Here is a 1,034-nt window from a genome sequence, read left to right as displayed (position 1 = left end):
CGAGTCATCATGTCTTCAACCTTGATCATAGAGACCTCCAGCGGCATTGTCCTTCTCTTAAATATAGAGAATATTTTGCCGTATATCTGGGAGCCAACTCGTTTTTCATCAATTAAATAGCACAATGTTCTTGCGCCTCTTTTTTACTGCGTAATCTGTGTGTTATCGATGTTTTTATTAATTTGAATAAGTCGGTTTGTGTGCGAGTCAGTTGGCATTTTTGATTGATATTGAATGTGTACCCAAGGTAATCCAATGAATTGAATCGCACATTTTTATTCGTTGGATTTTCCAAGATTCGTCTCTCGAAGAAGATACGCTCAGGCTTACCAAATTGAAGACGATTATGTACAAAAAATTATTTGCACTGATGGCTGCTGCAATGAGTGTCCAATCCGCTCAGGCCATCGTTTTGGGCAGTGTGGAGTCAAACCCTGCAGATCGCGTTGCGATTCGAGCCAGTAACATGGCGGAATTTCAAAACTGTGGCGGCACTATGGTCACTGACCAGTGGGTAATGACTGCGGCCCACTGTGTCGTAATGGGGCAAGGTTCGAACGAAGCGAGCTATTACGTTACCCAACCGGGTGAACTGTCTATCACTGCTCGTGTACATAATCTTCACGATACGAGTATCGACAACTACTACACCGTTTCGCATGTCGTCGTGCATCCAAACTACACTCGTATCTCGAAAGCGGATGTTGACAGCAAGGGGAATGTGAAGCCTATTCAAACGGCGCTCGATAATGACATTGCGCTGCTTTACCTTACTCGCCCAGTTACTGGGGTGAATGTGGCTGACCTCGCCACGAAAGAAGACATGATCAGCATTGAGGCACGATTAGCTGCGGATTGGAACGATAACTACGACACCAACCAGCGAACTGAAAATGTTCAGGTTTATGGATGGGGAACAACAACGCCAATGGCATCGGAGGCTTCTCCTTTGTTACAAACCACTCAGATCGGTTTTCTTCCGATAGACAAGTGTTATGAGCGTTTGGAAATTGGTAATAGCTATCCGGGGTTGA

General features: G+C 45.0%; 1 protein-coding gene. It reads left to right on the top strand.

The annotated features are described in order from the left end of the window. Positions 1 to 346 precede the first annotated feature (346 nt). Positions 347 to 1,034 (top strand): S1 family peptidase (locus R7Q47_RS26555; protein ID WP_318090304.1); only part of this gene is annotated, 688 nt, incomplete at its 3' end.

It is taken from the genome of Vibrio sp. Vb0349 (genome assembly GCF_033338975.1).
The sequence above is the reverse complement of the archived record's forward strand: the minus strand, read 5'-3'. Positions and strand labels throughout refer to the sequence as shown.